Below are 23,048 nucleotides of genomic sequence, written 5' to 3' on the forward strand. Positions count from 1 at the left end.
CGTCGAGCCTAGTGCGCGGGTCCGACGCGCCTGCGGCGTCTGCTCGCCCGTGACAGGATGCACGCGTGATCCAGCCAGCCCTCGTCCGCTTCCACGACGTCAGCAGCCCGGACGGCACGAGGTTGCGCGCCTGGAGCAACGGCGGGTCAGGCCCGGCCGTGCTGATCTCGAACGGCCTCGGCACCAACCCCTACGCGTGGCCCACCCTCCTGCAGCCCGACAACGGCATGCAGGTCGTCGGCTGGAACCACCGTGGCATCGGCGGGTCCGAGCGCCCCGAGTCGGGCCGCGTCGACATGGACGCTCACCTCGAGGACATGGTCGCCGTCCTGGACGACGCCGGCATGGAGACCGCCGTCCTCGTGGGGTGGTCCATCGGCGTCAACGTCGCCTTCGAGTTCGCCGTCCGGTACCCGGAGCGGGTGAAGGGCATCCTCGCCGTCTCGGGGGTCCCCGGCGCCACGTTCTCGACCATGCTCGAACCGTGGAAGGTGCCGCCTCTGGTGGCCCAGACCCTGATGACCACGCTCGCCCGGATCTCGACCGTCACCGGTCACGGCCTCGCGCCCGTGACGAGCCGCATCCCGTGGACACGGTTCTCGATCAACCTGCTCAAGATGGCGCGGGTCTTCGACGCGGACGCCGACGACGCGCTCCTGCGGTCCGTGGTGCAGGAGTTCTTCACCTCGCACCCCGCCTGGTACGCCCAGCTGGCCCTCGAGGCAGCCCGCCACGACCGCGTCTCGTTGTCGCAGATCTCGGTGCCCGTGTCGCTGGTCGCCGGGACGAAGGACCTGCTGGCGGGCCCCGAGGCCATGCGCTCGGCTGCCGCCCGCATCCCGAGGGCCCGTTACCGCGTGGTCGAGGGGACCCACTTCCTGCCGGTCGAGCATCCCGAGCTCGTGCTCGAGGAGCTCCACCGGCTCCTCGAGCGCGTCAGCTGAGCTTCTCGAGGATCAGCTCGCGAACTCGACCCGCGTCGGCCTGACCGCGCATCTCCTTCATGACGGCGCCGATCAGCGCGCCGGCGGCCTGAAGCTTGCCGTCGCGGATCTTGTCGGCCACGTCCGGGTTGGCCTCGATCGCGCGATCGACGGCCTCCCCGAGCGCACCGTCGTCGGAGACGACCTCGAGCCCGCGCGAGGCCACGACCTCCTCGGGCGTGCCCTCGCCGGCGAGGACGCCGTCGAACACGTCGCGCGCGAGCTTGTCGTTGATCTTCCCGGCGTCGATCAGGGCCTGGATGCCGGCCACCTGGGCCGGGGTGATGGGAAGCGCGGCCAGGTCGACGCCCGTGTCGTTGGAGCGGCGCGCCAGCTCGCCGAGCCACCACTTGCGGGCGGCCTGGGGGGCGGCACCGGCCTCGACCGTGGCCACGATGAGCTCGAGCGCGCCCGCGCCGATCGTGTCGCGCATGTCGAGGTCCGAGAACTCCCACTCGGCCTGGAGCCGCTTGCGACGCTCGGACGGCGGCTCGGGCAGCGTGCCCCGCAGCTCGTCGACCCAGGCGCGCGAGGGTGCGACCGGGGCGAGGTCGGGCTCCGGGAAGTAGCGGTAGTCCTCGGCGTCGGACTTCTCGCGACCGGAGGACGTCGAGCCGTCGGACTCGTGGAAGTGGCGGGTCTCCTGGACGACCTTCTGGCCCGCGTCGAGGATGCCGGCGTGGCGGCCGACCTCGTAGCGCACGGCCCGCTCGACCGAGCGGAAGGAGTTGACGTTCTTGGTCTCGCTGCGGGTGCCCAGCGTGCTGGAACCGGTCGGCTTGAGCGACAGGTTGACGTCGGCCCGCAACGAGCCCTGGTCCATCCGGGCGTCCGAGACGCCGAGGGCCAGCATCAGGTCGCGCAGCTGGTTGACGTAGGCGCGAGCCACGGCGGGAGCCTTGTCGCCAGGCACCTCGATCGTGCGGGTGACGATCTCGATCAGCGGGATGCCCGCGCGGTTGTAGTCGAGCAGCGAGTGGTCGGCGCCGTGGATGCGACCCGTCGCGCCGCCCACGTGCAGGCTCTTGCCGGTGTCCTCCTCCATGTGCGCGCGCTCGATCTCGATGCGGTAGACCTCGCCGTCGACCTCCACGTCGGTGTAGCCGTCGAATGCGATGGGCTCGTCGTACTGCGACGTCTGGAAGTTCTTCGGCTGGTCCGGGTAGAAGTAGTTCTTGCGCGCGAAGCGGCACCACTCGGCGATCTCGCAGTTCAGCGCGAGGCCGATGCGAATGGCCGACTCGACGGCCTTGGCGTTGACGACCGGCAGCGCGCCGGGCAGACCGAGGCACACCGGGCACACCTGGGTGTTGGGCTCGGCGCCGAACTCCGTGGCGCAGCCGCAGAACATCTTGGTGCGCGTGCCCAGCTCGACGTGGACCTCCAGGCCCATGACCGGCTCGTAACGGGTCAGGGCGTCGTCGAACGGCACCAGCGGGGTCTTCGTCGGGGTGCTCATCGCACGACCTCCTCGAGGACGGGGGCGGGCACGAGGCGCTCGAGCGCCGCTCCCGCGTTGTAGAGGCGCTCGTCGGCCTGCGCCGGGGCGAGGAACTGGCCTCCGACCGGCAGGCCCGAGTCGTCGGCCAGACCGATCGGCACGTTGATGCCGGGCACGCCGGCCAGGTTGGCCGGGATCGTGCAGACGTCCTCGAGGTACATCGCGAGGGGGTCGTCGGACTTCTCGCCGAGTCGCCACGCCGTGGTGGGGGCGGTGGGCGAGAACAACACGTCGACCTGCTCGAACGCGGCGGTGAAGTCCTGCGCGATCAGCGTGCGCACCTTCTGCGCCGAGCCGTAGTACGCGTCGTAGTAGCCGCTCGAGAGGGCGTAGGTGCCCAGGATGATGCGGCGCTTGACCTCGTCACCGAAGCCGGCGTCACGCGTGGCGGCCATGACCTGTTCGGCCGAGGGCGACGGGTTGCCGTCCGGCGAGACACGCAGCCCGTACCGCATCGCGTCGAAGCGGGCCAGGTTGCTGGAGACCTCGCTCGGCATCACCAGGTAATACGCCGCGATGCCGTGCGTGAAGCTCGGGCAGGAGACCTCGACGATCTCGGCGCCGGCGTCGGCCAGCTTCGCGACGGCCTCGTCGAACCGGCGCTGCACGCCGGGCTGGAAGCCCTCCCCTGCGAACTCCCGGACGACGCCGATGCGCAGGCCGGCGACGTCGCCGCGACGGGCGGCCTCGACGACCGACGGCACGGGAGCGTCGATGCTGGTGGAGTCGCGCGGGTCGTGCCCGGCGATGACCTCGTGCAGCAGGGCAGCGTCGAGCACCGAGCGCGCCATCGGACCGACCTGGTCGAGGCTGCTGGCCATGGCGATGACGCCGTAGCGGGAGACCCCGCCGTAGGTGGGCTTCACGCCCACGATGCCGGTCATCGCGCCGGGCTGGCGGATCGAGCCGCCGGTGTCGGTGCCGAGCGCCAGCGGGGCCTCGAAGGCGGCCACGGCCGCGGCCGAACCGCCGCTGGAGCCGCCGGGGATGCGCCCCGTGTCCCACGGGTTGCGGGCAGGACCGTAGGCGGAGTGCTCGTTCGAGGAGCCCATCGCGAACTCGTCGAGGTTCGTCTTGCCGAGGATCGGCAGGCCGGCGGCGCGCAGGCGGGTCACGACCGTCGCGTCGTACGGCGGCACCCAGCCCTCGAGGATCTTCGAGCCGGCGGTGGTGGGCTGGCCGACCGTGTTGATGAGGTCCTTCACGGCGATCGGCACACCCGCGAGGGTCGGGAGCGACTCCCCCGCCGCGCGTCGCGCGTCGACGTCCGCGGCGGTGGCGAGGGCGCCCTCGGCATCGACGTGCAGGAAGGCGTTGAGGTCGCCGTCGACCGCGGCGATGCGGTCGATCTGGGCCTGCGTGGCCTCGACCGAGGTCACGCTGCCGTCGGCCAGCTGCGCCGCGAGATCGGAGGCGTGGAGACGCGTCAGGTCGCTCATGCCTCCTCCCCCAGGATCTTCGGGACCAGGAAGCGGTCCTCCTCGGACGCCGGGGCACCCGAGAGCGCCTCGTCCCGGCTGAGGCCGGGGCTGGGCTCGTCCGCGCGGAACACGTTGGTGATCGGCACCGGGTGGCTCATGGGCGCGACGTCGGCGCCGGCCGACTCCACGACGCCCTGCACGGCGGCGACGTGGTCGAGGATGGCGGGCAGCTCGGCGCCGAGGCGGTCGAGCTCGTCCTCGCTGAGGCTGATGCGGGCGAGGCTCGCCAGGTGGGCGACGTCCTCACGCGAGAGGGGCGACGACATGCGTCTCCTGGGTCGAGGGGTCAGTACCGCGCCATCCTAGTGACCCCCGCGACGGACCCTGACGCGTCACCATCCGTTCACCCGACGCCCGTAGCGTCCCTCCGTGCCCGAGACCCTGTTGATCGACCGCCTCGACGGATTCACCGTCGACGACTCCGACGACGACGACCCCGTCCTGCTCGACGCCGCCGGCCGGCCGGTCGACACCTGGCGCGAGGGCTACCCGTACGACGAGCGGCTCGACCGCACGACGTACGACCTCGAGAAGCGCCTGCTGCAGATCGAGCTCATCAAGCTGCAGAGCTGGGTCAAGGACACCGGCCAGCGCATCGTGCTCGTGTTCGAGGGGCGCGACGCCGCCGGCAAGGGCGGCACGATCAAGCGCTTCACGGAGCACCTCAACCCGCGTGGCGCGCGCGTCATCGCCCTCGTGAAGCCGACCGACCGCGAACAGAGCCAGTGGTACCTGCAGCGCTACGTGGAGCACCTGCCGAGCGCCGGGGAGCTCGTGTTCTTCGACCGCTCCTGGTACAACCGCGCCGGCGTCGAGCGGGTCATGGGCTTCTGCACGCCCGACCAGTACACCGAGTTCCTGCGGCAGGCGCCGGCCTTCGAGAAGATGCTGGTCAACGACGGCGTCCACGTCGTGAAGTTCTGGTTCTCCGTGTCGCGGGCCGAGCAGCTGACCCGCTTCACGATCCGGCAGGTCGACCCCGTGCGGCAGTGGAAGCTCTCCCCCATGGACCTCGCCTCGCTCGACAAGTGGGACGCCTACACCCAGGCTAAGGAGGCGATGTTCCGCAAGACCGACACGAAGCACTCGCCGTGGACCGTGGTCAAGAGCAACGACAAGAAGCGCGCCCGCCTCGAGGCCATGCGGCACGTCCTGCACCGCTTCGACTACCCGGGCAAGGACCACGACGTCGTCCGCACGCCCGACCCCCTCATCGTGGGCGCTGCGGCCGACCTGTTCGACCCGGAGGACGCCGACGTCGACTGACCTCGCCTCGACCGCACCCAGATGTGCGCCGAGTTGTGCAGAATGGCCCACCCTGCACCGCACATCTCAGCGCAAATCTGGGCGGGCTGACGTCAGGCTCGGGCGCGGTTGCGGGCGAACAGGCGGGCGGCAAGCACCAAGATCGTGACGCCGAGGGCGATGTCGGCCACGACGTGGGCCTGGCGCCACAGCGGCATGTCGAGAGCGCCCGGCACGGTGTAGTGACCGATGCCGATCAGACCGCTGACGGAGTACAGCGCCAGCCCGATGACGGCGGGGACGACGCGTCCGCGCAGCAGGTTCCAGACTCCCCAGGCCCCGAAGGCCGTGAACACGAACCACGCCAGGCCGACGACGGTGGCGCTCGGCGCCGGGATCGTCGCGTCGGGCCCCGGCACGGGGTAGTCGGCGTAGTTCGCGTAGTTGTCGACGTAGTGAACGACCGACACGACCACGGCTGCCGCCACGACCACGAGGATCGTGCGGCTGCCTCGCAGCGGCGAGGCGGTCTGGGGCGAGGCGGACTCGGCCATGGATCCATCGTGCCCCGAGGACCGCGCTCTGGCCAGAGCGCGCTACTGGCCGGTGCGGCCGTCGACCGCCTCGCGCAGGAGGTCGGCGTGGCCGCAGTGACGCGCGTACTCCTCGATCATGTGGACCAGCAGGTCGCGGATCGTGACCACCTCGCCGTCGCGTCCGGGGATCACGAGCTCGTGGCCGAGATCGGACTCCGGCACGCCCTCGACCCACGCCTCGGCCCGTGCGACCTCGGCTCGCCAGCGCTCGAACGCCTCGGTGACGCACGCGTCGGTGCCCTCGGCGCCGTCGAAGTCGAGGTCGCGGTGCTCGGGCGTGCGGAAGGGGCGCGGCTCGTCGAGGCCCAGCGCCGTCTGCGCGAACCAGAACTGCTCGACCCCGGCGAGATGACGTACGAGCCCCAGCAGGCTCATCGTGCTGGGCGGGACGCTGCGAGTGGCGAGCTGCTCGGGCGTGAGCTCCTCACACTTCAGCGCAAGCGTGTGACGGTAGATGCGCAGGTAGTCGACGTACGTGGCCTTCTCGCCCACCGGCTGCTCGCCGTCGCGCGGGTCGGGGCCGGCGGTGACCCACATGTCGGCCATCAGGGTGCGCCGCAGCTGTCAGAGAGCACCCGCACGGTCGACACGCGCCCGGCGGCCAGGCGCGACGCCGACGGCACGGGGCGCCGCACGAGCTCGCCGCCGCAGTTGGGGCACACGCCGTGCAGCACGTTCTCGGCGCAGTCACGGCACCACGTGCACTCGAACGAGCAGATCAGGACGTCGGTGGACTCAGGGGCGAGGTCGCGGTCGCAGCACTCGCAGCTCGGTCGGATCTCCAGCATCAGGACTCGCCCTCCTCGGCGGGCTCGGCGTCGTCGGTGGCCGCCGTCTCGGCCGGCGGCGGGCCCTCGGCGAGGAGCTTCTCGAAGCCCGCCTCGTCAAGGATCGGCACCCCGAGCTCCTCGGCCTTGTCGGCCTTGGAGCCGGCGTTCTCGCCCACGACGACGTAGTCGGTCTTCTTGCTGACGGATCCGGCCGCCTTGCCGCCGGCCTGGATGATGGCCTCCTTGACGGAGTCGCGCGTGAAGTTCTCGAGCGAGCCCGTGACGACGACCGTGAGGCCGTCGAGCACGCCGCCCGTCTCGGCCTGGCCCGGCCCCGGGTGGCCGGGGATCTCGAACGCCACGCCCGCGTCGCGCCAGCTCGTGAGGATCTCGGCGTGCCAGTCGACCTCGAGCCAGCTGCGGAACGACTCGGCGATGATGCCGCCGACGCCGTCGACCGCCGAGAGCTCCTCGACCGAGGCGTCCTCGATGGCCTCCAGCGACCCGAAGTGCTGGGCGAGTGCGCGGGCGGCGACCGGCCCGACGTGACGGATGTTCAGGGCCACGAGGAAGCGCCAGAGGTCCTTGGTCTTGGCCTTCTCGAGCTCGTCGAGCAGCTTGAGCGCCTGCACCGAGAGGATGTGGGTCTCGTCGCCGTCGAACTCGCCCTCGGCGTCGAACGGCGGGTCGTCCTTCTTGCGCAGGCGTCGGAACGGCGCGCGCGTGTCGGTCGTGCCGTCCTCGTTCAGTCGAGCGAGTCCGGTCTCGGGGTCTCGGACCGCGACGTCGATGCCGAACAGGTCGCGTCGGCCCAGGGCGAACAGCCCGGCCTCGGTGACCAACGGCGGCACCTCGGGTCGCGAGGGCTGGGTGAGCGCTGCCGCCGTGACCTCGCCCAGGGCGTCGATGTCGAGCGCCCCACGCGAGCCGATGTGCTCGACGCGGCCCCGAACCTGGGCCGGGCACGACTGCGCGTTGGGGCAGCGCAGGTCGATGTCGCCCTCCTTCATGGGCCGCAGCTCGGTGCCGCACTCGGGACAACCGGTGGGCATCTCGAACTCGCGCTCGGAGCCGTCGCGCAGCTCGGCGACCGGGCCGAGGACCTCGGGGATCACGTCGCCCGCCTTGCGGACCACGACGGTGTCGCCGATCAGCACGCCCTTCTCGCGGACGACGTCCTTGTTGTGCAGCGTGGCCTGCCGCACGACGCTGCCGGCGACGAGCACGGGCTCCATCTGCGCGTACGGCGTGGCGCGGCCCGTGCGTCCGACCGAGACGATGATGTCGAGGAGCGTGGTCTGGACCTCCTCGGGCGGGTACTTGTAGGCGATGGCCCACCGGGGCGCCCGGCTGGTCTCGCCCAGCTCGTCGTGCATCGCGAGCTGGTCGACCTTCACGACCACGCCGTCGATCTCGTGCACGATCGAGTGACGACCCTCGCCCAGCTCGGTGATGCGACCCACGACGTCCTCGACGTCGGCGTACACCCGACTGTTCGGGCTGGCGGGCAGGCCCCAGGAGGCGAGGAGGTCGTAGACCTCGCTCTGGGCCTCGACCGGCGGGTCGGGCCAGGCGCCGATGCCGTGCACGTAGAGCGACAGCGCCTCGATGCGGGCCAGACCGGCCTCGAGCTCGAGGCCCGACTTCTTCGACAGCATCTGTCGCAGGCCGCCACTCGCGGCGTTGCGCGGGTTGGCGAAGGCCGGGAACCGCCGGCCCGCGCTGATCTCGGCGCGCTCACGATCGACGCCGCGCTCCAAGGACTCGGCCACGACCCGCTCACGCAGGTCGGCCTGCAGCGCGTTGAGCCGGTGGAAGGCCTCGACCGCGATGAACACCTCGCCGCGGACCTCGACCAGAGCCGGATGGCCCTCGCCGGTGAGCCGGTCGGGCAGGTCGGCCAGCTTGACGGCGTTGGTGGTGACGTCCTCGCCGATGCGGCCGTCGCCGCGGGTGGCGGCCGTGACGAGCACCCCGTGCTCATAGCGCAGCGAGATGGCGAGCCCGTCGATCTTCGCCTCGGTGAGCCAGGCGACCTTGCGCGCCGTGGCGGCCTCCGTCTTGGCACACCAGGCGCGCAGCTCGTCGGGCGAGAACACGTTGTCGAGGCTGAGCATGCGCTCGGCGTGCTCGACGGGAGCCAGGTCGGAGCTGGCCGCGGCCCCGACCCGCTGGGTGGGCGAGTCCTGGCCCTGCAGCGCGGGGAACAACCGCTCGAGCGCCTCGAGCCGCTGCATGTCGGCGTCGTACGTGGCGTCGTCGACCAGCGAGGCGTTGCGACCGTAGTAGTCGTCGCGCGCCTTCTCGATGCGCTCGACCAGCGCCTGGACCTCGACCCGCGCGTCGCCGAGGCTGGTCTCGAGCGCCTCCTCCGGAGCCGGAGCCTGCGTGGCCGGAGTCTGCGTGGCCGGAGTCTGGGCGGCCTTCTTGCGGGGACTCATGGTCCGAGACTAGTGCCGGGCACCGACGTTCGCCGCGAGTGCGAGGGCCTGCCGGGCCCACTGCGGCGTCGCTCCGGCCAGACCGCACGAGGGGCTGACGACGACGCGGGGATCGGCCCGTTCCTCGTCGAAGCCGAGGCGCGAGAGGAAGGAGTCGACCCGGCCGATCAGGACCGAGGACGTCGGCACCGGCGAGGGGTCGGTGGAAGGCACCGCGCCAACCCACAGCTCGACACCCGCCTCGAAAGCCTCGGCCCAGGCGTCGTGCGGACGGGCGAGCGCGAGGTCGAACCCGATGCCCGCGAAGCCCGCACCGCGCAGCAGCGCGACCGGCACGTCGGACGCGCACACGTGCACGACCGGGGTCGCCCCCGCGGACCGGATCGCGTCGCTCACGAGACGCAGGTGGGCGTCGGCCTCCGGCGGGTGCACCGTGCGGTGCCGACCGAAGCCGCTGGCCGTCGGGATGCCGGCGTCGAGCACGGCCGGCAGGGCGGGCTCGTCGACCTGCACGACCAGCTCGGCCCGCGGGAAGCGGCGCCGCAGGTCCCGCACGTGCGCGGTCACACCGATCGCGAGCGACTCGGCGAGGTCGCGCCGGGCGCCGTGGTCGGCGAGGAACTTCTCGCCGCGAGCCAGCTCGACCGTGGCAGCCAGGGTCCAGGGTCCGGCCACCTGTTGCTTGAGGGGTCCTTCGTGGTCGGAGCCGATCTCCTCGAGGGTGTCGAGGTCCTGCGCGAGGAGCGAGCGCGCGCGGCGGTGGTCGACCCCGGATCCGACGCCGACGCGCCAGCCGGCGGGCTGGAGGTCGGCGTCGAGGCCGTCGAGGAGCGCGAGCGAGCGGCCCGTCATCTGGGCGTGCACGCCGCGCTCCGGGAGCTCGGGCACGAACGGCAGGTCCAGCTGACCCAGCGACACCCGCCCCCACTCGGCGACGTCCTCGCCCGGAACCGACCCGACTCCCGTGGCGCGCATGCCCGCCACCCTAGGGCTCCCCCGGCCCCACCCTGCACCACCGCCCCCCGAGCGGGCGGTGAGATAGAGACCAGTCCGAGGAGGGAGCGGTGAGTCCGGGACCAGTGCGGGGGCACCACACGTCCCTCACTCACCGCCCACCCCCGGGACACGTCCGTAAGTCACCGCCCGCGGGTCAGGGGCGGAGGTGGCGGCGCACGGCGACCGCAGCGGTGCGGCCGGCGCGGTTGGCGCCGATCGTGGACGCGGACGGGCCGTACCCGACGAGCTGCACGCGCGGGTCGACGACCGACTCCGTCGCGGTGCCCGGCGTCGACCCGAGCTGGATGCCACCGCGCGGCGACCGCAGTCGCAGCGGCGCGAGGTGCTCGACGTCCGGCCGGAAGCCGGTGGCCCACAGGATGACGTCGACCGCCTCGAACGACCCGTCGGCCCAGCGCACGCCGTCGGGCTCGACGCGCTCGAACATCGGCAGCCGCTCGTAGGCCCCGAGCCGCTCCGCCTCGGCCTCCTGCGGTCGCAGCATCAGGCCCGTCACGCTCACGACGCTGCGCGGCGGCAGGCCCTGCTGCACCCGTTCGATCACCATCGCGACGGCCTCGCGCCCCGCCTCCGGGTCGAACGGCTCCTCGCGCCAGATCGGCTCGCGTCGCGTGACCCAGAGCGTGTCGGTGATCGGGCGCAGCGCACCGAGGAACTGCACGGCCGACGCACCCCCGCCGACGACCAGCACGCGCTTGCCCCGGAAGTGCTCGGGTCCGGGGTAGTCCACGGTGTGCAGCTGCTCCCCCGCGAACACCTCCTGCCCGGGATAGCGCGGCACGAACGGCCGGCGCCACGTGCCCGACGCGTTCACCAGCGTGCGGGTGCGCCACACGCGGTCACCGTCCGCCGAGACGGCCTCGACGCGGAGCAGCGCCGGGTCGTCGGGGTCCTGGCGCACGTGCCGCACGACGACGGGCCGCTCGACCGGGAGGTCGTGCTCGGTCTCGTAGGCCGCGAAGTACGCGGGAACGAAGGTGTTCGCGCGCTCGTCACCGACGGCCTCGGGCAGGGGCGCGTCCGGCAGGTCGGCGACGCCGTGCACGTCACGCATCACGAGGGCGTCCCACCGGTGCTCCCACGCGCCGCCGGGCTCGGGGTTGGCGTCCAGCACCACGTGGTCGATGCCGAGGCGGCGCAGGTGGAACGAGGACGAGAGACCCGCCTGCCCGGCTCCGATCACGAGCGAGTCGAGGACCTGCTCGCTCACGCAGGGCTCACGGCACGCCGATGGGTCGCCGAGATCGTCGCCGAGCCGACGACGCGCGTGCCGTCGTAGACCACGCACGCCTGACCGGGCGCGATGCCCTCGGCCGGATCGAGCAGCTCGACGTGCACGGTCTGTTCGCCCTCGACCACGTGCAGCCGCGCGCGGTGCTCCGCGCCGTGGGCACGCAGCTGCACCGAGCAGTCGAGCACACCGGCGGGGACGTCGGTGCACCACAGCGGCTTGATGCCGTCGAGCGCGTCGACCAGGAGGTGCTCGCGCGGCCCGACCGTGACCGTGCCGGAGACCGGCTCGATGTCGAGCACGAACCGGGGCTTGCCGTCGTCGGCCGGCACCCCGAGGCGGAGTCCCCGACGCTGGCCGATCGTGTACGCGTAGGCGCCGTCGTGCTCGCGCAGGACCGTGCCTGACTCGTCGACCACAGTGCCCGGACGCGGCCCGAGCTTGTCGGCGAGCCAGCCCGCGTTGTCGCCGTCGGCAACGAAGCAGATGTCGTGGCTGTCGGGCTTGGTGGCGACCTGGAGCCCTCGCTCGTCGGCCTCACGGCGGACGTCGGGCTTCGTCGAGCCACCGAGCGGGAAGTGCGAGCGACGCAGCTGCTCCTGGGTCAGCACGCCGAGGACGTAGCTCTGGTCCTTCGCCATGTCGACGGCGCGGTGCATCTCGACGAGGCCCTCGTCGTTCTCGTGCACCTGGGCGTAGTGACCCGTGACGACGCCGTCGAAGCCCAGCACCAGCGCGCGGTCGAGCACCGCGGCGAACTTGATCTTCTCGTTGCAGCGCAGGCAGGGGTTCGGCGTGCGCCCCGCCTCGTACTCGGCGATGAAGTCGTCGACGACCGTGTCGGCGAACTCGTCGCTCATGTCCCACACGTAGAACGGGATGCCGATCGTGTCGGCGGCCCGGCGCGCGTCGTTGGAGTCCTCGATCGAGCAGCAGCCGCGCGCTCCCGAGCGGTACGACTTCGGGTTGCGGCTCAGCGCCAGGTGCACGCCCGTGACCTCGTGACCGGCCTCGACGGCGCGCGCGGCCGCCACGGCGGAGTCGACACCGCCGGACATCGCCGCGATGAGCCGCAGCCCTCCGGTGCTCATCGCTGACGCACCGCCCGTGCAGCGCTGGCCCGGGCGTGGACCTCGGGCAAAGCGGCCAGCGCGCGATCGACGTCGTCGTCGGTGCTGGTGTGACCCAGGCTCAACCGGAGCGAGCTGCTGGCCGACTCCTCGTCGTAGCCCATCGCGAGCAGCACGTGGCTGGGCTGCGGCACGCCAGCCGTGCAGGCGGATCCCGTCGAGACCTCGACGCCGCGGGCGTCGAGCAGCATCAGCATCGCGTCGGCGTCGCAGCCGGGGAACGTCACGTGGGCGACGTGAGGCAGGCGCAGGGCCCGGTCGTCCGGGCCGTTGATGATCGCGTCGGGCACGAGGGCGGCGATGCCGTGGACGAGGCGCTCCCGCAGACCCTCGACCCGGGCCGCCTCGACCTCGCGGTGGCGCACCGCGACGTCCACCGCCGCCGCGAACGAGGCGATCAGCGGCGCGCCGAGAGTCCCGGACCGCACGTCGCGCTCCTGGCCGCCGCCGTGCAGCAGCGGCATGAGGTCGAGCTCGCGCACGGCGAGCAACGCACCCACGCCGATGGGGCCGCCGAGCTTGTGCGCCGTGACGGTCATGGCCTCGAGACCGCTCGCCGCGAAGTCGATCGGCAGGTGACCGGCGGCCTGCACCGCGTCGCTGTGCACCGGGATGCCGTGCGGCTCCGCCAGGGCCACGATCTCGGCGATCGGCTGCACCGAGCCCATCTCGTTGTTGGCCCACATCGTCGTGATCGCCGCGATCGAGCCTGGGTCCGACTCGATGGTGGTGCGCAGGTCGTCGAGCCGCACGATGCCGTCGCGGTCGACCGAGGTCGTGACGACGTCAGCCCCCTGCTCCTTCCCGAGCCACAGCACGGGGTCGAGCAGGGCGTGGTGCTCGATCGCGCTGAACAGGAGTCGGCGGCGTGCCTGGTCCTGCGCGAGACGCGACCAGTACAGGCCCTTGATGGCGAGGTTGTTCGCCTCGGTGCCGCCGGAGGTGAACACGACCTCGCTGGGCCTGGCGCCGAGCCGCTCGGCGATGAGCTCGCGCGACTCCTCGACGACACGTCGCGCGGCACGACCCGAGGCGTGGAGCGACGACGGGTTGCCGGTGCGACCGAGCATCTCGGTCAGCACCGCCACGGCCTCCGGCACCATCGGCGTGGTCGCCGCGTGGTCGAGGTAGGCCGGACGGTTCACCGCCGGACTGGGCGGCACCGGATTGGGGTCACTCATGATCGTTCCAGGGTAGACCCGTGGTTCACGCCCACCTCAGCCACAGACCTCGACCACCGTGTCGGCCGCGGTGTCGAGCAGCTCGGCGGTCACGGACGAGCCGAAGGTGAAGCGCACGGCCGTCTGCGCCACCTCACGCTCGCAGCCCATCGCCGTGAGCACATGACTGGGCTCGTCGCTGCCCGCGTGGCAGGCCGAGCCGCTCGAGACCACGACGCCGCGGCGCTCGAGGTCGAGCAGGATCGACTCCCCCGAGCGGCCGGGGAACACGAACGAGGCGTTGCCCGGGAGCCGGTGCACGGGGTCACCCGTCAGCAGCGCGCCGGGCACTCCGGCGAGCACGCGGGCGACCAAGGCGTCACGCAGCGCGGCGACACCACTCGGATCGGGACGCGGCGCTCGGACCGCGGCGGCGATGCCGACGGCCGAGGCGACGTTCTCGGTGCCGGAGCGCCGGCCGTCCTCCTGGCCGCCCCCGTGCACGAGCGCCTCGAACGGGGTGCGCCGGGCGACCCACAGCACGCCGACGCCCTTCGGTGCGCCGAGCTTGTGCCCGGAGAGGCTGAGTGCCTGCACGCCGAGCCGGGCGACGTCGAGGTCGAGCCAACCGGCTGACTGCACCGCGTCGGTGTGGAACGGGACTCCGCGCTCGGCAGCCACCGCGGCCAGGGCGGCGACGTCCTGCACCGTGCCGACCTCGTTGTTGGCGTGCTGGATGCTGACGAGGGCGGTGTCGTCGCGCAGCACGCCGGCCAGCGCCTCCGGCGAGACCCGGCCGAACGCGTCGACCCCCAGCTCGGTGACCTCGAAACCCTGTCGAGAGAGCCACGCGGCCGACTCCAGCACTGCGGGGTGCTCGATGGCGCTGACGACGACGTGCCGGCCTCGCGTCGACGCCTGCGCGATGCCCTTGACCGCGGCGTTGTCGGCCTCGGTGCCGCCCGAGGTGAAGGTGATCTCGGAGGCGCGTGCGCCGAGGAAGGCGGCGACGTCGCGCCGGGCGTCCTCCAACGCGCGCCGCGCCAGGTCGCCCACCTCGTGGTGGCTCGACGGGTTGCCGAACGTGCCAGTCAGGTAGGGCCACATCGCCTCGAGCACGTCACGGCGGACCGGAGTGGTCGCCGCCTCGTCGAGGTAGAGGAGCCCCGAGCCCTGCTCAGCCACGCTCCACCCTCATGTCGAGTCCGAGGTCGAGCGCGCGCACGCCGTGCGTGAGGGCGCCGACGCTGATGACGTCGACCCCCGTCTCCGCGATCGCGCCGATCGTGTCGAGCCGCACGCCGCCGCTCGCCTCGACGACGGCACGACCGGCCACCAGGTCGACACCCTCGCGCAGCTCGGCGAGCGAGAAGTTGTCGAGCATGATCGTGTCGACGCCGCCGGCCAGGACCGGCTCGATCTGCGCGATGCGGTCGACCTCGACCTCGAGGTGCATCGTGTGCGGGATCTGGGCCCGAGCGGCGCGGATGGCTGCCGTCAGGTCGTCGGTGAGCGCGAGGTGGTTGTCCTTGGCCATGACCGCGTCCGACAGCGAGAACCGGTGGTTGAAGCCACCACCGCAGCGCACCGCGTGCCGCTCCAGCACCCGCAGGCCCGGCGTGGTCTTGCGCGTGTCGACCACGCGCGCACCCGTGTGGGCGACCGCACGCACGTGCTCGGCCGTGAGCGTCGCGATGCCGCACATCCGCTGGAGCAGGTTCAGCGCGATGCGCTCGCCCCGCAGGATCGCGCGTGCAGGGCCGCTCACGGTCGCCAGGACGTCGCCCGCGGCGAACTCCTGACCGTCGTCGATGTGGAGCACGACCTCGACCGTCTGGTCGACCTCGCCGAACACGACCTCGAGCAACAGCACGCCCGCCATGACGCCCGCCTCGCGAGCCACGACGTCGGCGGTGGCGACGGCGTCAGCGGGCACGAAGACCTGGGACGTGACGTCGCCGGACGGCGCGTCCTCGGCCAGGGCCATCACCACGACCGGCCGCAGCTGCGCGACCTCAAGCATCGGCCGCCCCCCGGGTCGTCACGACCGCGCTGTGCACGCCCGGACCGGCGCCCGGCTCCGGGAAGTCGCTGCGGTAGTGGCCGCCCCTCGACTCGCGGCGGGCCAGCGCGCTGGCCACGACGGCCTGCGCCACGACCCGCAGGTTCGCGTCCTCGGCCGACTTCGCGTCGGTGGCCGCCGGCAGCGCCCACCCGGCCAGGGTGGCGGCGGCGTCGGTGAGCGTCGCGGCGTCACGGGTCAGGCCGGCAGCGTCCCACATGAGCTGCTGCAGGTCCGCCCTGCTCGACGGGACTCCCCCGACGGGCAGCTCGATCGTGAGGGGCTCGGCCCACTCGTGGTCGTCCAGCAGGCCCTCCTGCGCGTGCTCGCCGAGGACGGCGTCGACGACCCGGCGGCCGTAGACGGCGCCCTCGAGCAGCGAGTTGGACGCGAGCCGGTTGGCCCCGTGCAGGCCGGTGCAGGCGACCTCGCCGACCGCGAACAGCCCGGGCAGCGAGGTGCGCGCCCAGAGGTCGGTGCGGATGCCGCCCATGAAGTAGTGCGCCGCGGGCGTGACCGGGATCGGGTCGCGTCCCCAGTCGAACCCTCGCGCCCGCACGGCCGCGTCGATCGTCGGGAAGCGACGGGCGAGGAACTCGGCCCCCAGCGCGGTTGCGTCGAGCCGCACCGGGTCGCCGCCCTGCAGCGCCATCTGGGCGGCGATGCCTCGGGCGACGACGTCCCGCGGGGCGAGCTCGGCGTCGGGGTGCACGTCGAGCATGAACCGGCGACCGTCGCGGTCGACCAGCACGGCGCCCTCACCGCGCACGGCCTCGGAGACGAGGTGGTTGCCCGGAGCCGCGAGCGAGGTCGGGTGGAACTGGTAGAACTCCAGGTCGGCCGCCACGGCGCCGGCGCGCAGGGCCATCGCGAGCCCGTCGGCCGTCGCGACGGACGGGTTGGTCGTGTAGGGGTACAGCTGGCCCGCTCCCCCGGTGGCGAGCACGACCGCGTCGGCCTCGAGGCGCTCGCCGTCGAGGAGCAGCACGCCGACGACCCGGCCGTGCTCGACCACGAGGTCGACCGCCGTCGTGTTCTCGCGCACCGTGACGGACGACTGGCTCAGCCGCGCGATGAGGGCTGCGGCGATGGCCGCACCCGTCGCGTCTCCCCCGGCGTGCAGGATGCGCTCGTGCGAGTGGGCCGCCTCGAGCCCGCGCGCCAGCTGGCCGTCGTGGACGTCGAACAGCACGCCGCGGTCGATGAGGTGCTGCACGGCGTCGGGGCCCTCGGCGCACAGCACCTCGACGGCCTCGTCGTCGGAGAGGCCGGCACCGGCGGCCAGCGTGTCGGCGACGTGCTCGGCGACGGTGTCGTCGCTCGAGGTCACGACCGCCACGCCGCCCTGGGCGAACCACGTGTTGGACGACTCGAGGGTCGCCTTCGTCAGCAGCGTGACGCTGACGCCGGGACGGCCGTCGGCGTCGAGCGCCGCGGTCAGCCCCGCGACACCGCTCCCGATCACGACGATGTGGGTCATGGGTGTCTCCCGCCCTACTTCGGCAGCGCCGCGAGCATGCGCTCGAGCGCGACCTTGGCGTGCGTGGCGACGTCGTCGGCGACCACGATCTCGTTGCGGACCTCGCCCTCGAGCAGTCCGTCCAGCACCCAGGCGAGGTAGCCGGGGTGGATCCGGTACATCGTCGAGCAGGGACAGATCACCGGGTCGAGGCAGAAGATCGTGCGGTCCGGGTAGTCGGCCGCGAGCCGGTTGACCAGGTTGATCTCGGTGCCGATCGCGATGACGTCGCCCGGCTCGCTGGCCGCGACGAACTTGCGGATGAAGTCGGTCGAGCCGGCCGCGTCGGCGGCGTCGACGACCGGCATCGGGCTCTCCGGGTGCACGACGACCTTGACGCCCGGGAACTGGGCCCGCGCCTGGTCGATCTGGGCGACCGTGAAGCGCTTGTGCACCGAGCAGAAGCCCGGCCACAGCAGCACGCGCGCGTCGAGCAGCTCCTGGCGGTCGACGCCGAGGCCGGGCTTGCGCGGGTTGATCATCGGCATCTGCTCCAGCGGCACGCCCATCGCCTTGCCGGTGTTGCGGCCCAGGTGCTGGTCGGGGAAGAACAGCACGCGACGGCCCTGCTCGAACGCCCACTCCAGCACCGTGGCGGCGTTGGACGAGGTGCACACGATGCCGCCGTGGCGGCCGCAGAAGGCCTTGAGGGCGGCCGAGGAGTTCATGTAGGTGACGGGCACGACGCTCGCTCGACCGTCCGAGGTGTCCTCGTCGGCCCCTTCCTCATCGGCATAGAGCTCCATGAGCTCCTCCCACGCGGCCTCGACCGAGTCCTCGTCGGCCATGTCGGCCATCGAGCAGCCCGCGGCGAGGTTGGGCAGGATCACGTGCTGCTCGGGCCTGGCCAGGATGTCCGCGGTCTCGGCCATGAAGTGCACGCCGCAGAACACGATCGTCTCGGCGTCCGGCTTCGTCAGCGCGGCGTTCGCGAGCTGGAAGGAGTCGCCCACGAAGTCGGCGTGCTGCACGACCTCGTCGCGCTGGTAGAAGTGCCCCAGGATCACGAGCCGGTCGCCGAGGGTCTCCTTCGCGGCGCGGATGCGCGCGTGCAGCTCGTCGTCCGACATCCGCTGGTACGCGACCGGCAGCTGGCCCGGACGCACCACGGGGTCGGGGATGACGTCGTCCTCGGACGCGCCCGGGCCGTAGCCGGGGCTCAGGTCGAAGGCCCACGGGCCCTCGGCGAGGTCCGCGTCGCAGCTGGCACCGGGAGCGGTGGTGATGAGCTCGTTGACGGAGATGGTCATCGGGTCTCCTCGAAGGTCAGGGTGGTGCGGGACGGGGTGGGGTCGTGGCGGTACAGGGCCGGCGGGCGGTGACTGCGGCCCTCGAGACATCGACCGGTGGCCTCCAGTCGACCGATCATCTGGCGCCGGAAGTTGGCCGGGTCGAGCTGACGGCCGAGCACGGCCTCGTAGACCTCGCGCAGCTGCGCGAGCGTGAACTCCTCGGGCAGGAAGCCGTAGGCGATCGGCGAGTACGTGATCTTGGCCCGGAGCCGCGTCAGTGCGTACTCGACGATGTCGTCGTGGTCGAAGGCCAGGCCCGAGACCTCGTCGGCCACGAACCACTCGACGTTCGGCACCGGCAGCACCTGGGCGTCCTCCTCGGCGCGCACGAGCGCCCAGTAGACGATCGAGACGACCCGGTCGGGCGAGCGGTCGACCCTTCCGAAGGCGTACAGCTGCTCGAGGTGGTTGGGGGCGAGGCCGGTCGTGCGCTCCAGCGTGTTGCGGGCGGAGGACGCGAGGTCCTCGTGCGGCTGCAGGGGGCCTCCGGGCAGGGCCCAGCGCCCCTCGAACGGCTGGCGGATGCGACGCACCAGCGGGAGCCAGACGGTGGGCTCGCCCGTGACGGGGTGGGGGCGCAGCGCGAAGATCACGGTCGAGACGGCCAGGTCGACCCGCTGGTCGGAGTCGTGCTGCTCGTCGACGGGTGCCCCGCCGCCGGATCGATCGAGGTCGAGCGTCATGCGCCACTCCTTCCGTTCAGGTGCAATCGACTCTAACCCTCCGTTAGAGTCAGGTCAACACTAAGTCGGACCCGCGTGTTCACGTGTCGGTCACCGATCCACGGGGGCGCCGTTCAACGATTCGCCCGACGGCCGACCTACCGTCGCCGCGTGTTCGCCCAGACGCGTGACCTCGCCCTTCCTGCGTGGGCCCGCCGGCCGCTGACCCGCCGGCTCGCCATCGCCCTCGTGCTGGCCCTCGCGCTCGTGGCGCTCGTCGCCGTGCGCACCGGAGCCGGCCAGGACCTGCTGCCCTCCGACGACGGCACCGCGACGGCCCAGCCGGACCGCATCATCCTCAACCCGACGGCCGAGCCCGCCACGAGCCAGACGTTCACGTGGCGCACGAACGAGGCGACCTCCGAGGGCGAGGTGCAGATCGCGCCGGCCGACTCTCCCGATGACGTCCGGGTCGTGCAGGCCCAGGCGAGCGTGGCCGAGCAGCTCCCGCGGTCCCGCCTCGTCGCGCGCCACCACAGCGCGACCGTGGACGACCTCGAGCCACAGACCGCCTACACGTACCGGGTCGGGCAGGGCGACGACTTCTCGGGCTGGACCACGTTCACGACCCCACCCGCCGCGGCGTCAGCGGACCCGTGGACGTTCCTCTACTTCGGCGACGCCCAGTGGGGTCTCGACGCCGGCTGGACGAGCATCGTGGAGCAGGCGTTCACGCAGCACCCCGACGCCACGCTCGCCCTGACCGCGGGCGACCAGGTCAACGACGGCAACGACGACCACCAGTGGGAGCAGTGGTTCGCGGCGATCGCGCCGTACTCCTCGACCCGCAGCTTCCTGACCGTGCCCGGCAACCACGAGCTCTACGGCGACGACGACATGATTCGCTACCGCAGCCAGGTCGAGCATCCGCGCAACGGACCGGAGGGCCAGGACGACCTCGCCTACCGCGTCGACGTCGGCGGCGTCCGCTTCATCACCCTCAACGGCAACATCACCGACGGCCTGACCGACACGACCGACAACGGCCTCGGCGCGCTCCAGGCCGAGTGGCTCGAGGAGCAGCTCACCGACAACCCGATGGAGTGGACCGTCGTCTCGATCCACCAGCCGATGTTCTCGGCCGCGAAGCTCCGCGACAACGTGGCGCAGCGTTCGGCCTTCATGCCGGTGCTCGAGGAACACGACGTCGACCTCGTCCTGCAGGGCCACGACCACGCCTACGCGCGGGGACACCTGGCCGAGAACGACGTGCCCGGCGGATACGCCGGCCCGACCTACGTCGTCGCGAACGCGGGCGACAAGTACTACGACCTCGACCCGGCCGGTCGCAACAACTGGACCATCAACGACGCCGAGCGCGACGCGGCCGCCGACAAGATCTCGACCTACCAGTCGATCACGGTGGAGGCGGGACGGCTCGTCTACACCTCCTACGTCGGCAAGGTCGGCGACCCGGGCGAGGGCACCGGGCCGATGCCCACGGGATTGCAGCCCGGCGACGTGCTCGACACGTTCACGGTCACGAAGGACGCCACCGGCACGCCTCTCGTCCTCGCCCCCACCGGCTGAGGTGACGCACCTCACCCCGCGCCGCGGCTTGCCGTCGATGAAACGAACCCGTACTCTCCTGATGGAACGAAACCGTTCCGTACCATCGAGAGGACGACCGCGTGGCCCCCGACGACGACTCCCCGACCCGCCCGCGGGTCACCGGCGACCGTGAGCTCGAGATCCTCGACGCCACGATCGACGTGCTCGCCGAGGTGGGCTACGACCGGCTGACGATGGACGCGGTCGCGCAGGCGGCCAAGGCCTCGAAGGCCACGCTTTACCGACTGTGGTCGAGCAAGGCCACGCTCGTGCTCGAGGCACTGCTGGTCCTCAAGGACCCTCCGGCCGGCGAGCTGGACACGGGTTCGCTCCGCGGCGACCTGCTGGCCATGCACTGCGGTTCCGGACGTCTGACGGACCCCCGTCTGATGGCCGTGTTCAGCAGCATCATCACCGCGCTCGGCCACGACGAGGAGTTCGCGGCCGGGTTCCGGGAGAAGTTCATCGGTCCGAAGATCGCCCGATCTAGGGAGATCTACCGCCGCGCCGCCGAGCGGGGGGAGCTCCGGGACGGGGTCGACGTCGACCTGGTCGCCCCGGCCCTCGCCGGCATCATCCTGCACCGCGAGTTCCTCCTCGGACTCCCGCCCGACGTCGACGTCATCGAGACCGTCATCGACCAGATCATCCTTCCCGCCGCCCTGCGGCCCAGCCTTCTCCAGGAGAACGCATGACCACCACCCCCGACGGCGGCACGACCGCCGCCGCAACGGAAGACGGCTCGTCGGTCGGCAAGAAGAGTCTGGGCATCGCGCTCGCCGTGATCTGCATGGCGCAGCTCATGGTCGTGCTCGACGCCACGATCGCCAACATCGCCCTGCCGTACATCGGCAACGACCTGGGCATCGACCAGAACAACCTGCAGTGGGTCGTGACCGGCTACGCGCTGGCCTTCGGCGGACTGCTGCTGCTCGGCGGACGCCTCGGCGACCAGTTCGGTCGCCGTCGCGTGTTCATGATCGGCCTGGTCGTCTTCGTCGTCGCCTCCGCGATCGGCGGCCTGGCTCAGAACGAGGCCATGCTGCTGTCGTCCCGCGCCCTGCAGGGCCTGGGTGCCGCGCTGGCCTCCCCCGCCGCCCTCGCGCTCATCACGACGACCTTCCCGGCCGGCCCCGAGCGCAACCGCGCCTTCTCGATCTTCGCGGCCCTCGCCGGCATCGGCGCGGCGCTCGGCCTGGTGCTCGGTGGTTGGCTCACCGGCATCGAGAGCGACACCGTCCAGGGCTGGCGCCTGACGTTCCTCATCAACGTCCCGATCGGTCTGGTCGCGGCGTTCCTGGCCCCGCGCTACCTCGACGAGAGCGAGCCGCGCAAGATCGCGCTCGACGTGCCCGGCGCCATCATCGGCACGATCGGCATCGTCTCGTTGGTCTACGGCTTCTCCCGCGCCGGCGAGGAGGCCCACGGCTGGGGCGACAGCTGGACGCTCGCCGCACTGATCGGTGGCGCGCTGCTGCTCGTCGCGTTCGTGCTGGTGGAGCGCTCGGTCAAGGCCCCGCTGATGCCGCTGAGCCTGTTCGCCGACCGCGCCCGCTCCATCGCGTTCGTGACGATGTTCATCACGCCCGCCGCGATGTTCGCGATGTTCTTCTTCATGTCGCTCGTCCTGCAGAACGTGTCGGGCTGGTCGCCGCTGCACACCGGTCTCGCGTTCCTGCCGTTCACGGTGGGCATGATCGCCGGCGCCACGACGGCCTCGAACCTCATCACGCGGATCGACCCTCGCTACATCGTGGGCGTCGGCACCCTGATCTCCGGCTTCTCGCTGCTGATGTTCTCCCGCATCGCGGTCGACGACAGCCCGTCGAACCTGCTGGCGGTCGCCAACGGCACCTCCGACTTCGCGAGTGACATCGACTTCTGGATCAAGATCGCCCCGTTCATCGTGACGATGGCGCTCGGCATGGGCCTCAACTTCGTCACCATGACGCTGGTCGCGGTCCACGGCATCCCGACCGAGGACTCCGGCATCGGCTCGGGCGTGCTCAACACGATGCAGCAGGTCGGTGGCGCGGTCGGTCTGGCGGCGCTGTCCACCGCCGCGGTGCACTTCACCCGCGACAAGGCCGAGAGCATCGGAGCCGCCCTCCAGTCGATGGGTGGCGCGCAGCCGGACGCAGCGACCCAGGAGCGTCTCCAGGACGTGGTCGGCCAGGCCGCCTTCACCGAGGGCGCGTCGCAGGCCTTCCTCATCGGCGCGTTCATGATCTTCGCGGCCTCGGCCCTGGTGTGGGTGTTCATGAACACCAAGCACACCGAGCTGCACGCCGAGGACGCGCAGGCGGTCCACGTCGGCTGACCTCGTCACCACTGAAGCCCTCCCCCT

Annotated in this window: 21 protein-coding genes; 5 read left to right on the forward strand and 16 right to left on the reverse strand. The window is 71.9% G+C overall.

Annotated features, from left to right (window positions below; genetic code table 11):
* Positions 1 to 65: 65 nt before the first annotated feature.
* On the forward strand, positions 66 to 944 hold the full coding sequence (locus tag LO931_RS00740; protein ID WP_229051287.1) for an alpha/beta fold hydrolase: 879 nt from the start codon (positions 66 to 68) through the stop codon (positions 942 to 944).
* Here the strand turns inward: LO931_RS00740 and gatB are convergent.
* Genes gatB through gatC form a run of 3 tightly spaced genes read right to left on the reverse strand, consistent with a single transcriptional unit; the run spans position 937 to position 4,231 of the window.
* Positions 937 to 2,442, reverse strand: a complete 1,506-nt coding sequence (gatB, locus tag LO931_RS00745; protein WP_229051288.1) for an Asp-tRNA(Asn)/Glu-tRNA(Gln) amidotransferase subunit GatB — start codon at positions 2,440 to 2,442, stop codon at positions 937 to 939. The two genes, LO931_RS00740 and gatB, sit on opposite strands and share 8 nt — an antisense overlap.
* Complete coding sequence (gene gatA, locus LO931_RS00750; RefSeq protein WP_229051289.1) at positions 2,439 to 3,923, reverse strand: Asp-tRNA(Asn)/Glu-tRNA(Gln) amidotransferase subunit GatA; 1,485 nt, start codon at positions 3,921 to 3,923, stop codon at positions 2,439 to 2,441. The genes gatB and gatA overlap by 4 nt, the downstream gene beginning before the upstream one ends.
* Positions 3,920 to 4,231, reverse strand: coding sequence for an Asp-tRNA(Asn)/Glu-tRNA(Gln) amidotransferase subunit GatC (gene gatC, locus LO931_RS00755; RefSeq protein ID WP_229051290.1), 312 nt, complete (start codon positions 4,229 to 4,231; stop codon positions 3,920 to 3,922). The genes gatA and gatC overlap by 4 nt, the downstream gene beginning before the upstream one ends.
* 103 nt (positions 4,232 to 4,334) lie before the next feature.
* Between gatC and ppk2 the strand changes: the two genes are divergently transcribed.
* Complete coding sequence (gene ppk2 / locus LO931_RS00760) at positions 4,335 to 5,231, forward strand: polyphosphate kinase 2 (RefSeq protein ID WP_229051291.1); 897 nt, start codon at positions 4,335 to 4,337, stop codon at positions 5,229 to 5,231.
* Between the two features lie 92 nt (positions 5,232 to 5,323).
* Here the strand turns inward: ppk2 and LO931_RS00765 are convergent, their stop codons facing one another.
* From LO931_RS00765 to LO931_RS00825, 13 genes are all read right to left on the reverse strand, one after another.
* Complete coding sequence (locus tag LO931_RS00765) at positions 5,324 to 5,764, reverse strand: hypothetical protein (RefSeq protein WP_229051292.1); 441 nt, start codon at positions 5,762 to 5,764, stop codon at positions 5,324 to 5,326.
* 42 nt (positions 5,765 to 5,806) lie between these two features.
* The gene (locus LO931_RS00770; RefSeq protein WP_229051293.1) at positions 5,807 to 6,352 is read right to left on the reverse strand and encodes a DinB family protein; all 546 of its coding nucleotides are present in this window, start codon (positions 6,350 to 6,352) and stop codon (positions 5,807 to 5,809) included.
* Positions 6,352 to 6,594 (reverse strand): DUF1272 domain-containing protein, encoded by a 243-nt coding sequence (locus LO931_RS00775; protein ID WP_229051294.1) that lies wholly within the window; start codon positions 6,592 to 6,594, stop codon positions 6,352 to 6,354. The genes LO931_RS00770 and LO931_RS00775 overlap by 1 nt, the downstream gene beginning before the upstream one ends.
* Positions 6,594 to 9,017: an NAD-dependent DNA ligase LigA gene (gene ligA, locus LO931_RS00780; RefSeq protein ID WP_229051295.1), complete on the reverse strand. Its 2,424-nt coding sequence runs from the start codon at positions 9,015 to 9,017 to the stop codon at positions 6,594 to 6,596. The genes LO931_RS00775 and ligA overlap by 1 nt, the downstream gene beginning before the upstream one ends.
* A gap of 9 nt (positions 9,018 to 9,026) precedes the next feature.
* Positions 9,027 to 9,992 (reverse strand): methionine synthase, encoded by a 966-nt coding sequence (locus LO931_RS00785; RefSeq protein WP_229051296.1) that lies wholly within the window; start codon positions 9,990 to 9,992, stop codon positions 9,027 to 9,029.
* A gap of 175 nt (positions 9,993 to 10,167) precedes the next feature.
* Positions 10,168 to 11,244, reverse strand: a complete 1,077-nt coding sequence (locus tag LO931_RS00790; protein ID WP_229051297.1) for an FAD-dependent oxidoreductase — start codon at positions 11,242 to 11,244, stop codon at positions 10,168 to 10,170.
* Complete coding sequence (gene mnmA, locus LO931_RS00795) at positions 11,241 to 12,341, reverse strand: tRNA 2-thiouridine(34) synthase MnmA (protein WP_229053044.1); 1,101 nt, start codon at positions 12,339 to 12,341, stop codon at positions 11,241 to 11,243. The genes LO931_RS00790 and mnmA overlap by 4 nt, the downstream gene beginning before the upstream one ends.
* Before the next feature lie 11 nt (positions 12,342 to 12,352).
* Complete coding sequence (locus tag LO931_RS00800; RefSeq protein ID WP_229051298.1) at positions 12,353 to 13,576, reverse strand: cysteine desulfurase family protein; 1,224 nt, start codon at positions 13,574 to 13,576, stop codon at positions 12,353 to 12,355.
* A 36-nt stretch (positions 13,577 to 13,612) separates the two neighbouring features.
* A complete protein-coding gene (locus LO931_RS00805) occupies positions 13,613 to 14,740 on the reverse strand; it encodes a cysteine desulfurase family protein (RefSeq protein ID WP_229051299.1) in 1,128 nt (375 codons plus the stop codon).
* Positions 14,733 to 15,578 carry a carboxylating nicotinate-nucleotide diphosphorylase gene (gene nadC / locus LO931_RS00810; RefSeq protein ID WP_229051300.1) on the reverse strand — a complete coding sequence of 282 codons (846 nt, stop codon included), beginning with the start codon at positions 15,576 to 15,578 and terminating at the stop codon, positions 14,733 to 14,735. The genes LO931_RS00805 and nadC overlap by 8 nt, the downstream gene beginning before the upstream one ends.
* On the reverse strand, positions 15,571 to 17,097 hold the full coding sequence (gene nadB / locus LO931_RS00815; protein ID WP_229051301.1) for an L-aspartate oxidase: 1,527 nt from the start codon (positions 17,095 to 17,097) through the stop codon (positions 15,571 to 15,573). Before nadB ends, nadC begins: the two co-directional genes overlap by 8 nt.
* A 14-nt stretch (positions 17,098 to 17,111) precedes the next feature.
* Entirely contained in the window at positions 17,112 to 18,386 is a 1,275-nt protein-coding gene (gene nadA / locus LO931_RS00820) for a quinolinate synthase NadA (protein WP_229051302.1), read from the reverse strand.
* Positions 18,383 to 19,111, reverse strand: a complete 729-nt coding sequence (locus LO931_RS00825) for an NUDIX domain-containing protein (protein ID WP_229051303.1) — start codon at positions 19,109 to 19,111, stop codon at positions 18,383 to 18,385. Before LO931_RS00825 ends, nadA begins: the two co-directional genes overlap by 4 nt.
* A 150-nt stretch (positions 19,112 to 19,261) precedes the next feature.
* On the opposite strand from LO931_RS00825, the gene LO931_RS00830 reads away from it, so the two are divergent.
* From LO931_RS00830 to LO931_RS00840, 3 genes are all read left to right on the forward strand, one after another.
* On the forward strand, positions 19,262 to 20,680 hold the full coding sequence (locus tag LO931_RS00830; RefSeq protein ID WP_229051304.1) for a metallophosphoesterase family protein: 1,419 nt from the start codon (positions 19,262 to 19,264) through the stop codon (positions 20,678 to 20,680).
* A gap of 101 nt (positions 20,681 to 20,781) precedes the next feature.
* On the forward strand, positions 20,782 to 21,396 hold the full coding sequence (locus tag LO931_RS00835) for a TetR/AcrR family transcriptional regulator (RefSeq protein ID WP_229051305.1): 615 nt from the start codon (positions 20,782 to 20,784) through the stop codon (positions 21,394 to 21,396).
* Positions 21,393 to 23,021 carry an MFS transporter gene (locus LO931_RS00840; RefSeq protein ID WP_229051306.1) on the forward strand — a complete coding sequence of 543 codons (1,629 nt, stop codon included), beginning with the start codon at positions 21,393 to 21,395 and terminating at the stop codon, positions 23,019 to 23,021. The genes LO931_RS00835 and LO931_RS00840 overlap by 4 nt, the downstream gene beginning before the upstream one ends.
* Positions 23,022 to 23,048: the final 27 nt, after the last annotated feature.

Origin of the sequence: Aeromicrobium sp. Leaf350, assembly GCF_916858655.1 — a bacterium.
Lineage (GTDB): Bacteria > Actinomycetota > Actinomycetes > Propionibacteriales > Nocardioidaceae > Aeromicrobium.

Bases quoted from the DNA above. Each gene is read 5' to 3' on its own strand.
- gatB (WP_229051288.1), bottom strand. From the start codon at position 2,442: ATGAGCACCCCGACGAAGACCCCGCTGGTGCCGTTCGACGACGCCCTG.
- gatA (WP_229051289.1), bottom strand. From the start codon at position 3,923: ATGAGCGACCTGACGCGTCTCCACGCCTCCGATCTCGCGGCGCAGCTG.
- gatC (WP_229051290.1), bottom strand. From the start codon at position 4,231: ATGTCGTCGCCCCTCTCGCGTGAGGACGTCGCCCACCTGGCGAGCCTC.
- LO931_RS00765 (WP_229051292.1), bottom strand. From the start codon at position 5,764: ATGGCCGAGTCCGCCTCGCCCCAGACCGCCTCGCCGCTGCGAGGCAGC.
- LO931_RS00770 (WP_229051293.1), bottom strand. From the start codon at position 6,352: ATGGCCGACATGTGGGTCACCGCCGGCCCCGACCCGCGCGACGGCGAG.
- LO931_RS00775 (WP_229051294.1), bottom strand. From the start codon at position 6,594: ATGCTGGAGATCCGACCGAGCTGCGAGTGCTGCGACCGCGACCTCGCC.
- ligA (WP_229051295.1), bottom strand. From the start codon at position 9,017: ATGAGTCCCCGCAAGAAGGCCGCCCAGACTCCGGCCACGCAGACTCCG.
- LO931_RS00785 (WP_229051296.1), bottom strand. From the start codon at position 9,992: ATGCGCGCCACGGGAGTCGGGTCGGTTCCGGGCGAGGACGTCGCCGAG.
- LO931_RS00800 (WP_229051298.1), bottom strand. From the start codon at position 13,576: ATGAGTGACCCCAATCCGGTGCCGCCCAGTCCGGCGGTGAACCGTCCG.
- nadC (WP_229051300.1), bottom strand. From the start codon at position 15,578: ATGCTTGAGGTCGCGCAGCTGCGGCCGGTCGTGGTGATGGCCCTGGCC.
- nadB (WP_229051301.1), bottom strand. From the start codon at position 17,097: ATGACCCACATCGTCGTGATCGGGAGCGGTGTCGCGGGGCTGACCGCG.
- nadA (WP_229051302.1), bottom strand. From the start codon at position 18,386: ATGACCATCTCCGTCAACGAGCTCATCACCACCGCTCCCGGTGCCAGC.
- LO931_RS00825 (WP_229051303.1), bottom strand. From the start codon at position 19,111: ATGACGCTCGACCTCGATCGATCCGGCGGCGGGGCACCCGTCGACGAG.
- LO931_RS00840 (WP_229051306.1), top strand. From the start codon at position 21,393: ATGACCACCACCCCCGACGGCGGCACGACCGCCGCCGCAACGGAAGAC.